We start from the raw sequence: 10,353 nt of genomic DNA on the forward strand, positions 1-10,353 counted from the left end.
GTCTGACGATGCGCTATCTCACCATCGGCATCCTCGCAGTCCTTGGTGCCGCTGGCGTGTCGGCGCTGCTCGCGCAGACCGTCGACGGCGTGGACGTCCAGGCGATCAAGAAGCGTTCGACCGATCTCGCCGCAGAAGCGCAAGCCTTCGTCGACCAGGTCAAGGACAGGGGCGACCAGTTCCGGGAAGAAGCCGCTCAGGTTCGCGAGGGCGGCACCGAAAATATGCGCAAGGTTGCGACGATCGATCTTCCAAAGGGTCCGGCAGGACCGGTCGATTTCGACGAGATCGTGAAGGGCGCGTCCCAGAATGCGAGCGCAAAGGGTGGGGAAGCGCCACAGTTCATCGTCTTCGCAAGCCTGTCGATGCCCGACGCGACGCTGAAACAGCTCGTGCGCGACACCTCAAGCGCAGGCGGCGTGGTCGTGTTCAGGGGCTTTCCGAACAATTCGGCGAAGGAGTTCGTGACGCGGCTCGGCAAGGTTGTCGACAAGGGGCAGTTCGCCAGTATTGGCATCGATCCCCGACTCTTCCGCGCGTTCGATGTTCAAGCCGTCCCAACCTACATCACGGTCTCGTCCGACTTCGACCTATGCGCCGGCTTCTCCTGTCAGACCAAGGTGCCGCCTTATGACCGCATGATCGGCAACGTGACGGTTGAATATGCTCTTTCGACCTTCGCCGAGGGAAGTGGCCCCGGCGCGCGTGTGGCCGCGGTGGCGCTCTCGAACATGAAGCGCGATCGGCAATGATCGCGCGGCGCCTCTTGGGAGGATTGTGCGCGCTGCTGCTCACGACTGAGCCCGTCGCCGCGCAGGAGATGACGGTCGACCAAGCCCGTGCTGAGGGCAGGGCGATGGCCCAGGAGAAGAGGAACGACTCCTCGCTGGTTCCTTCGAGCGACGCGCAGGCTGCGGCCGTTCCTGGCTACACAGGCACCAGCCAGCCACAGACGACCTATTATGACGACCCTGACAAGCTCGTCGCAGACGCCCAGGCGCTGAAGTCATCAGACCAAAGCTACCGGGTCACAACGGACGCCGATCACACCCGCGCGACATTCAGCAACGCCGAGATCCTGGCGACGACGAACCGCGCAACGACCGTCGAAAGCGACCCGTCGGCCTATCTCGCAGGCGAGGCGTATAGCAGCACCAGCGGAAGCTGCACGCCGCTTCCGCCGGGCTCAGGAACGAGCGGATACTACGAGGCCACATGCAACCAAGGAACTAAGATCGAGCAGGAGTCCCGATCGTGCTCGATCACGATGGTGCCCGAGACCACGACAGTCGACGCGTACAAGTTCTTTGTCGTGCCTAATGGAGCGTACGGCACCCCCTTTGCGCGATATGATGCGATGGCGCCGCACCTGGCTTCTGGTGTCTGCCGGCCGACGGGCATCGTGATGCAGGCTTGTCAGGCTCACAGGATTTACGGCGTTTCGACGAACAAATTCTGCGACGATTATAACGCCACCGAGTATGTCTGCTCTGAGAACCTGACCGATCTCTCCCTTCTTCCAAGCCCGATCACGGGCCAAGGCTGGCACGCCAAGACGACCGAAACCCAGGTGACCACCAAAAGGGTCGATGGTTGCGGAGCCATGGCCGGCGATACGATGTGCACGGCCGATGCCGCCGGGGAAGTCTGCACCGAAGGCCCGGAGACCCGGATGATCGACGGCGTACCTGTCACGCAATCGTGCTGGGCGTGGAAGCGCAACTTCACTTGCAATGTCATGTCGGCGGGCAACGATTGCGGCGATCTGGAGAGCAATCGGTCCTGCACGTTCCTTCGTGAAGATTGCCTTGATGATCCGCAGAGTGGGGCCTGCAAGGTCGCGGAGAAAGTGTATCGCTGCCCGACCCCATCGAGCACGGTCGGGGGCGACAAGCAGTATATATGCGGGGACGACGTCTACTGCATCAACGGCGATTGCGAGCCGATCGTCCGCGAGGCGTCGACCGAGTTCAGGGACGCGCTCGTCGGCCTTCATGCACTCGATCAAGCCGGCAAGGAGTTCAACGAAGCCGATTTCAAGGTTTTCACCGGCACACGCGAGACCTGCCACAAACCCGTATTCGGCTTAATCAATTGTTGCGCGGGAAAGGTGTCCGGTCTCGTGCCGCTCGGTGCTGGTGCAGCCGCGCTCGCCGGCGGGCCGGCCGCGATCGCCGCTTTCGCCACGCCGTTCCTTGTCCTGTTCGCATGTAGCCAGGACGAGATGAAGCTCGACATCAAAGATCGGATGGGCCTTTGCCATAATCTCGGCAGCTATTGCTCGTCGAGCTTCCTCGGGATCTGTTCGACCAAGCGAACCGCCTATTGCTGTTTCGAGAGCAAGCTTTCGCGCGTCCTGCAAGAGCAGGGCCGCCCACAGCTCGGCAAGCCTTGGGGTAGCGCGAAAAAGGAGCAGTGTCAGGGCTTCACCGTCGACGAGTTCGCGAGGCTCGACCTGTCGGTAATGGATTTCACCGATGTTTATTCCGACTTCATGGATGCAGCGAAGCTGCCCGATGAGGTCCAGACCATGTCCGAAATTCAGGACAAGATTCAGGACTATTATGATCTTCACGGCAAATGACCGTCGGCCGGCCGCGTCAGGCGCCCGGCACGAGTGGGACATGTCAATCTTCGAGCTGGCGATTTTCGTTGGCACCGATCGCGCCAAGACGCCCGCGCGCGCTGACTTCTTGTCGGAGTTCCTAGCCGGCTGGATCGACTGCAAGATCGCGGTCGAAGACATCGATCGGGCACTTTCGAACATGATCGATAGCGGATGGCTGGCGGTGGTCGGAGAGCGGTTGATGCCGACGGAGAAAGGCCGCCGCGCCGCCGGTGTGTTGCTCAATGGAGTGATCGGGATGGTCGACCAGGCGGATGCTGCTGAAAGGCGCTTCGCCAATGTGGATCGTGCAGAGGCTCGCAAAAAGGGAATCGGATCATGGTTTTGACGTTCGTTCAGCTGCCGGCGCTGATCGCACTTCTGTCAGCTTTGCCGCCCGCGAAGCCGGCCACATCACGCGGCTGTGGAGCCGCTGCCGTCCCCAGTGATGTCGATTGCTGCATCCACCTTGCGCTCTGGGACGGCCAAGCTGCGCACCCACAGCATCCTTCCACGCAATCCGCTGTATCCAACGAAAGGACGTCCAGCGATGCCAAGATTCGCTAGGCTTTCGATGCTCCTGCTGGGCCTGCCGCCGGTCGGCACGGCGGTTCCGCTCCGAGCCCAAGAAACTACCGCCGCTCGCGATGCGATTGAGCAGGACATGCCCGATGATTTCTATTGTGGAGAGCGTCGGCTCGGCCAGTGGTTCTATTGCGCGAAGCCGAAGCCGACCGAGACCCCGCTCAGCGCCGCGGCCGAGCCGCAGGTGAGCGCGGCCGATCGGATCGCGGCGATCGGCAGGCAGCTCGACGAATTGAAGGCGCGTGCGATCCTCGAGCCGAGCGAGGCCAACGTCATTGCCTATGTTCGCTTTCAACGTGAGCAGCTCGATCGCGCGTCCACCTTCTCCGATACCTGGCAGCGGGCGCTCTGGCAGAACCCCGATCTCGACTACACGCTTCAACGACCTGTCTCGACGGTCGGCAAGCGCCTCTGGCTCGACAACCGCAAGGCGGACCGGGATGAGGTCTTGACTAACCTTGGGCAGCGATATGGCTTGTTCTATTTCTACGCGCAGAGCTGCGGCGCCTGCGAGGTGTTTGCGCCGATCCTCCGCTCGGTCACCGACAGCCACAGGATGACGGTGATGGCCGTCTCGATGGACGGCGGCCCGAACCGGGAATTTCCCAACTATGTGGTCGATTCTGGCCAACGAGCCCGCATGGGCGTGCCCGGCAATGAGACGCCAGCGCTTGTCCTGTTTGACACGCAGACGAAGCGGACGATTCCGGTCGGCTACGGCGTGCTCAGTGCCGACGAGATCATGGACCGCATCTTTATGCTGACTAACACGAAGGTGGGGAGCGATTATTGATGGAACAGACACCAGAGCTTGGGCGGCGGTCCCCTCTCCACAGGAAGATAGCGGCGTGTCTGGCGATGGTTGCTGCGTCCCATTTCGCCTTGATCGGTGTGGCCCGGGCCGACGTCGCCTCGGAGATGAACGGCTTCTTCAACGACGCTGGCGGTGCCGCGAATGTGACTGGGCCAACGGCCTTCCAGGGCCAGTCGGCAGGCTATTATTCGCTCGGAAATGTCTGGACCCGCTTCCCCCAGAAGAGCGTTTCGCCGTTCAATCTGCAGCTGCCGAGCGCACGCGCCGGCTGCGGCGGTATTGACCTCTTCAGCGGCAGCTTTTCCTTCATCAACGCCTCCGAGATCGTCGCCATGTTGAAGGCGACGGCGAACAATGCGCTCGGTTTCGCCTTCAAGCTCGCCATCGATTCCGTGTCGCCGGAAATCGGGAAGGTGATGGATGAGTTCAGCCAGAAGGCACAGCTCCTCAACCAGATGAACATCTCGAGCTGCGAAACCGCGCAAGCGCTGGTCGGCGGAATCTGGCCGCAAATGGACTCCACCCGTTCGACGATCTGCGAAGCGGTCGGCAACAGCCAGGGCGTTTTCTCGGATTGGGCCGCGTCCCGCCAAGGCTGCAACAACGGCAACAAGCGGGATGCTACGATTGCTGGCAACACCGACGCCAACATGAAGGATCAGCTTGTCGGTGAACCCCATAACTACACGTGGGAGGCGTTGAAGAAATCGGCCAAGTTCGGCGCCTTCGACCAATCCTTTTCCGAATACATCATGACGCTGGTCGGCACTGTCGTGACCCAGCCTTCCACGGATCCGTCGGTGGGCGGCAAGGTCGTGATGTTCGGTCCGGCGGAGGAGGCCGTTGTCACGGCGCTGCTCGACGGCACGGCCGACGCGCCGGCGGTCAAGATGCTCAAATGCAATGATACCGACTGCTACGATGTCGGCGAGCAGACCCTGACCGTTCCGGCGTCGTCCGCGCTCCGGCCGCGGATTGCCGGCATGATCAAATCCATGAGCAGCAAGATCCGCACGGATACCGCGCTTGATGCGGCCGAGAAGCAGCTTCTGAACATTGCGACCGTCCCGATCTACAAGATCCTCGCCGTTCAGGCCTACGCACACTACGCGCTGACCGATGGCGAGATCGAAACGCTGTCGGAGATCGTGGCCGTCGATCTGTTGGCTGCTATGCTCGACAACATGCTTGATCGCGTCGAGCAGGCTCAGACGCATTATCAGACGTTTGACCAGGTGACCGCCAATCAGTGGAAGCAGCAGATCTCTGCGACGCGCCAGAAGTTTGCCCAGCGAGATGTAAAGCTCTCGAACAAGCTGCAGGTCACCATGCAGATTATCGACCGCAGCATCATGCTCGAGTCCACCCTCCAGAACTCGATGACGCCGGGGATGTCGTCCGCGCTCAATTTCTCGCGCGGGCTCAATGCACAAGGGCTGAACTAGGGCAGGGGAGCTGCGGGGATGGTGGAGGTCTTCACGGTTGGGGGTGGCGAGTATCTCGTCAACACCTTCAACGCCGTCGCTGCCTGGTCCGGGGGTGGGGGATATCGATCCTTGCTCCGCGTCGTGATGGTGATGGGCCTGATCTACTCGTTGCTCGTCGTCGCGTTCACGCTCAACTTTCGAGTCTGGCTGAACTGGTTCCTGCAATCGACACTGATTTATCTTTGCCTGATGGTACCGACGATCGATGTGAAGGTGACCGATCGGATCAATCCGTCGCTGGCACCGGCAACGGTTGCGAACGTACCGCTCGGGCTTGGGGTGCTTGCGAGTTTCACGACTCAGATTGGCGATTGGCTGACACGTACCGCCGAGACTGTCTTCGTTATGCCGGGCGAACTCAATTACTCGAGCAATGGCATGGTCTACGGCGCGCGTCTGTACGATGCGACCCGCAACTTCGTCATCCGCGACGCTGAGTTTTCGACGAACCTGGAAGAGCACTTCAAGAAATGCCTGTTTGGCGATGTGATGCTTTACCGCAAATCACTCACGGTCCTTGCGCAGTCGAAGGACCTCTGGACGGACATCGGGCCAGGATCGGAAGCTCGATCGCAGGAGTGGTTAGAGCGCCAGGGCGACGGCACGGTGAACAGCGCGATCGTCACCTGCCGGCAGGCCTACGATATGCTCAACGCCCAATGGGCGCCGATGATAGAGGCAAACACGCCGCTTTGGGGCAAGGAACTCTATCCGAAGCTGAGCAACACGCTCGCGGCCGACAAGCTCAAACACGATCTGCCGATCGCGAACGCTGCCTTCACTGGATCGGGCAGCAACTATTCTGACTCGATGCGACAGAACACGGCCATCAACGCATTCATGCAAGCACGAAACAGCATGGCGGGCGGGTCCGGCGCGGCGACGATCGATACCTTCGCGCAGACGCGCGCGGACATACAGGCGCGCAACACCTACAATTCGATCGCTCAGCAGGCGATGGCCTGGGTGCCGATTTTGAATATCGTCCTCACGGTTGTCTTCTTCGCGATGTTCCCGGTGATCTTCCCGTTGTTCCTCATGCCCCAAACGGGGCTGACGACGTTGAAGGGTTACGCGATGGGGTTCTTCTACCTCGCCGCATGGGGACCGCTGTACGTCATTCTCCATATGATCTGCATGACGAGGGCGGAGGCGGCTGCGGCCGGTGTTGCCAGTGGCGGCGTGACGCTTGGCACCTATGCCGGCATAGGTGCAGTGAATGGTGAGACGGCGACGATCGCCGGCTTCATGCTGATGAGCATCCCGTTCCTCGCTGCCGGCCTGGCGCGTGGAGCCATGTCGATTGCGGGGCAGGCGACGTCGATGCTCGCGCCCGCGCAGAATGCGGCGGAGGCGGCCGCACTCGAGCAGACGACAGGCAATTATTCCTACGGGAATGTGAGTTGGGCAAATTCCACGTCGAACATGCGCCAGAGCGATTAGTGGACGACGGCACCGAGCTACATGGGCGGCGCGACCAGCGTCGGCTGGCGGCAGGATAACGGCGCGGTCGTGTCTGGCTTCGGCAATGGTCAGGAGGTGTTCGACACCAGCGGCGCAATCTCGCGGCTAGGGTTCACGCCAACGATGAACTCCGGAACGGTGGCGGAGTGGCGGGAGATGGCGAGCGACGCGCATCGTCAGGCGCAGGCGTTCGAAAATGCCGCCCAAGAGATCCTGACCAGCACGCATACCAACCGCAGCGCCTTTGGAACCTCGACGGAACGCTCTTCGGGCTTCGAATCTGGTGCCGGTAGTTCCGCAAATACCAACGTCGAGAAGTTTGATCGGACGACCGGCTCAAGCTCACAGGGCCTGGAAGAGCGCTCATCGACCGGCCAGAGCCAGCGGATCTCCGAAGGTCACGATCGGCAAGCTGGGACGACAGATCAAGTCGCCGGTTCGCTTGGAGGGGCGCTTGGTGGGGCTGGGCGGGGAGCTACTGGCGGGAAGGGCCGATTGGGCAGCCTGCTGCCAAACGTCAGCGGCACTGTCAGTGTCAACAAGACCGGAACTCAAACGGATAACCTGCGGTACGGGACGGATTCGAGCAAATCTACTGACTCTTCTAGCTCCTCGTCGAGCGGCGTGCGCGATGAACACTCGAGCGGCATCGGAGCATCCACCTCCGACGGCACTTACGAACGGTCTGGTGTGTTCAGCCGGTCTTCCGCAACGTCTTCCTCCTCGCAAAGCACTGAAGATGCCCTTGCACGGGCGCGCTCCTACACGGAAGCGGCACGCAAGATGGAGGAGCTGTCCGAGTCGCTTTCGCGCGACGCCAGCTTCGCCGAAACGCACGGGATGCAACTCAGCGAAAATCTGAGCCAGGACCTCGCGCAGTGGTACCGGCAGCAACAGCTGCTGCACCCGAACCTGGACGCGCCAGAACTATGGGCGACGAACCTGACCGACCAGCAACGTGCTGTCAGGTCGCAGATGATCCAGCAATGGTCTCAGGAAAAACGCGACGCGCTTTGGAATGAAATCCAGGGCAGCATCTCCGAGCCAAATTTGGTCGATGTGCGCCGCACGGATGTAGGGGGGCCTGGCGATGTCCGAGCGTCTTATCGCCCGCACGGGGTTGATCGGCTTGGCAGCGGCAGCCGGGGCGGCGATCCAAATGCCGCCGCAAGAATCATCGACGAGGGTCGGGCCAGGCTGAGCGACGACAGAGCTGCTGCAGAGGCCGCCCGATCCAATCGAGCTGGCGCAACCGTTGATTTGCAATCGGAAGTAAACCGCGATCAAAATCGCGGATTTTTCACCGATCCTGATCTTAGGAAATGAATGTGCAAATCACCAGGCCACGAACAGATAGACGCCAGTTCCCACAAGCAACACCAGCGAGATGAGGCCTCCGATTGCTCTGCCGGGTGTGAGCGGTCTATCGTCGCTTGAATCAGTGATCTGAGGGTTCATCAGCTGATATTCTGCTGTGAACTGCTCTTCGATGTAGACCGGACCGCCAGGGAGGTCCTTCGTTGCGAGGTAGGTTCTCAGGTCGTACATGTCGAAAGCTCCGGACACCGATTTTGTACAGTGTTCGAAGTTTGTTCGCAATGGCCTCTTGCCAGCTATCGGGTTTATCGAAGCGCGACAGATCGTGCTTATGTCCCTACGAATGCTCGAATGAAGCCCCTCGGGCTGGGCATTTTTGCCTTCCCTCCTTGCAGCTCGAGAATGCCTCGAAGAGATGCGGCCAGTGCTTTTCAAGCGGCGATCCGCGCCGCCGAGACCAGCTTACGAAGCGCTCGGTTGAAATTGTGTCGATTTCAGCCTATATGGAACTGACTCAACAGGAATGATCGAATGGTTCGTCCGGCAAATATGGGATTCGTTGATGCGGACCGTGTCCTTCACGACCGCATAGTGGCAAGCACCGATCGCATCATCAAAATGATGCCGGCGGCGGCAAAGGCGGCCGCTATCAGCAGCATCGACGTGCCCAGCTTGGTCTTTCATCTGGCTCTTGGCATTCCGGCGGTCGAAACGGACAATCCGGAGGCCGCAGAGAGGATCACGAACGCCATCGCTTTCAAGCGACGGATGATCGACGCCGCGGGCGGGGCGCTGACTGCGGAGAAGGTGCGCGCACTGCTTGGACACAAGACGATTCAGGCCGTCTATAAAGCGGTGAAGGATCGCCGACTGCTTATGGTCGAGGACAATGGGACCAAGCTGTTCCCGGTGTTCCAGTTCGACGGCAACGCGATCATCCCAGGAATCTCGAAGGTTCTCAGTGCCGCTCCGCACACGACCGGCTGGGCCATTCTGCAGTTCCTCGTTGGTGGCGATGAAGGTCTTGATGGATTGAGTCCCATCACGCTCCTCAAGGGCAGCGACGCAGAGGTCGAACGCGTCGTGCGATTCGCCCATACGCTCGAAGACTGACGCATATGGCAGCGAAAGGGGGGATACCCGTGGCGACGATCGCTACGGGAAAAGTGCTACATCGGGTTCACGGCGCGACGGTGGCTGCCAGATGGTATGGACGCAAGGACGCGACCTGGCGGTGGGATGATCCCGAAGGCAAGTTCGGGGTTCTCTATCTGGGAAAGACGCTCGTAGGGCCATTTGCGGAAACACTGCTGCGAACACCGGGGGATAGAGACGTCCTTTGGGATCAGGTGGCCAGGAGACGCGCCGCTAACTTCACAATTATGCGGCCAATCCGTCTAGCCAAGGTCCATGGACCGGGCCTTGGCTGGTTTAAGACCACCGCCGCCGGTGTCTCTGCCGACTTCGATCCGGTCGACAATCCGGGTGCCTATGTGGTCCCACAGCAGATTTCCGCAGAGATTTATAAGAGCACGAGCCTGGACGGCATTCAGTACCGATCGCGGTTCGATAGCGATGAGCTCTGCATCGCACTTTTCGATCGGGCTGATGCGGCGATCTCGTTGGGTGCCGAGGGCGTGCCCATCGGCAAGGACTGGACCCAGAAATTGCTCGCCGATCGTGGCTATACGCTGATCGAGCTTTGAACCAGGCCCGGCCGCTTACGGCGCTATGCCGCTCGCGGGCAGATCGAAGGGACCAGCCAACCACGAACTGAGATATTCGGCCACCATCGCGAGGTAATGCTCGCGCTGGTCGGGAACGGCCCGCGTGAACATCTCCAGCGGCCAGGCAAGCAGGCGATCAAACGGGCGCGGGTGGATGGCGAAACGGGCGGCAAGTGGGATTGCCAGTTCGGTAGCCGCGGCGGCGAACAGGGCGCGCTGGATATGACCGTTTCCATCGAGAAACGGATGGATTTTGCCGAACCAGCAGAAAAGGTGCGTCAAGGTCAGGAGCTGCACAAAAGGCTTAGCAGACCTTGCGGGAACCAGTTCGCGACGAACTTCGGAGAGCATGAA

General features: G+C 60.6%; 9 protein-coding genes and 1 pseudogene. 8 read left to right on the forward strand and 2 right to left on the reverse strand.

Translation table 11 applies throughout. From position 1 onward, the window contains the following. Nucleotides 1-8: 8 nt before the first annotated feature. The 6 genes and pseudogenes from trbC to ON00_RS10735 all read left to right on the forward strand — a co-directional run bounded on the left by trbC (nt 9) and on the right by ON00_RS10735 (nt 8,281). Nucleotides 9-752 carry a type-F conjugative transfer system pilin assembly protein TrbC gene (gene trbC, locus ON00_RS10710; RefSeq protein WP_010405704.1) on the forward strand — a complete coding sequence of 248 codons (744 nt, stop codon included), beginning with the start codon at nt 9-11 and terminating at the stop codon, nt 750-752. Next, entirely contained in the window at nt 749-2,584 is a 1,836-nt protein-coding gene (locus ON00_RS10715) for a conjugal transfer protein TraN (protein ID WP_010405706.1), read from the forward strand. Before trbC ends, ON00_RS10715 begins: the two co-directional genes overlap by 4 nt. Further along, nucleotides 2,565-2,954 (forward strand): hypothetical protein, encoded by a 390-nt coding sequence (locus ON00_RS10720; RefSeq protein WP_033964353.1) that lies wholly within the window; start codon nt 2,565-2,567, stop codon nt 2,952-2,954. The genes ON00_RS10715 and ON00_RS10720 overlap by 20 nt, the downstream gene beginning before the upstream one ends. Nucleotides 2,955-3,179: 225 nt before the next feature. Continuing rightward, nucleotides 3,180-3,983 (forward strand): conjugal transfer protein TraF, encoded by an 804-nt coding sequence (locus ON00_RS10725; RefSeq protein WP_010405710.1) that lies wholly within the window; start codon nt 3,180-3,182, stop codon nt 3,981-3,983. Nucleotides 3,984-4,048: 65 nt separating this feature from the next. Beyond that, nucleotides 4,049-5,449: a conjugal transfer protein TraH gene (locus tag ON00_RS10730; RefSeq protein WP_010405711.1), complete on the forward strand. Its 1,401-nt coding sequence runs from the start codon at nt 4,049-4,051 to the stop codon at nt 5,447-5,449. 18 nt (nt 5,450-5,467) lie between these two features. Further along, nucleotides 5,468-8,281, forward strand: a pseudogene (locus ON00_RS10735) (conjugal transfer protein TraG N-terminal domain-containing protein). Nucleotides 8,282-8,290: 9 nt separating this feature from the next. On the opposite strand, the gene ON00_RS10740 reads toward ON00_RS10735, so the two are convergent. Next, complete coding sequence (locus ON00_RS10740; RefSeq protein ID WP_010405712.1) at nt 8,291-8,503, reverse strand: hypothetical protein; 213 nt, start codon at nt 8,501-8,503, stop codon at nt 8,291-8,293. Between the two features lie 300 nt (nt 8,504-8,803). Here ON00_RS10740 and ON00_RS10745 point away from each other — a divergent pair, with 300 nt between their 5' ends. Both ON00_RS10745 and ON00_RS10750 read left to right on the forward strand, forming a co-directional pair. Further along, nucleotides 8,804-9,385: a hypothetical protein gene (locus ON00_RS10745; RefSeq protein WP_231565016.1), complete on the forward strand. Its 582-nt coding sequence runs from the start codon at nt 8,804-8,806 to the stop codon at nt 9,383-9,385. Nucleotides 9,386-9,414: 29 nt separating this feature from the next. After that, entirely contained in the window at nt 9,415-9,978 is a 564-nt protein-coding gene (locus tag ON00_RS10750) for an RES family NAD+ phosphorylase (RefSeq protein ID WP_231565015.1), read from the forward strand. Between the two features lie 15 nt (nt 9,979-9,993). On the opposite strand, the gene ON00_RS10755 is transcribed toward ON00_RS10750, so the two are convergent. After that, nucleotides 9,994-10,353: Fic family protein (locus ON00_RS10755; RefSeq protein ID WP_010405716.1), on the reverse strand; the 360-nt coding region annotated here is incomplete at its 5' end.

Source organism: Sphingomonas echinoides ATCC 14820 (assembly GCF_000241465.1).
Lineage (GTDB): Bacteria > Pseudomonadota > Alphaproteobacteria > Sphingomonadales > Sphingomonadaceae > Sphingomonas > Sphingomonas echinoides.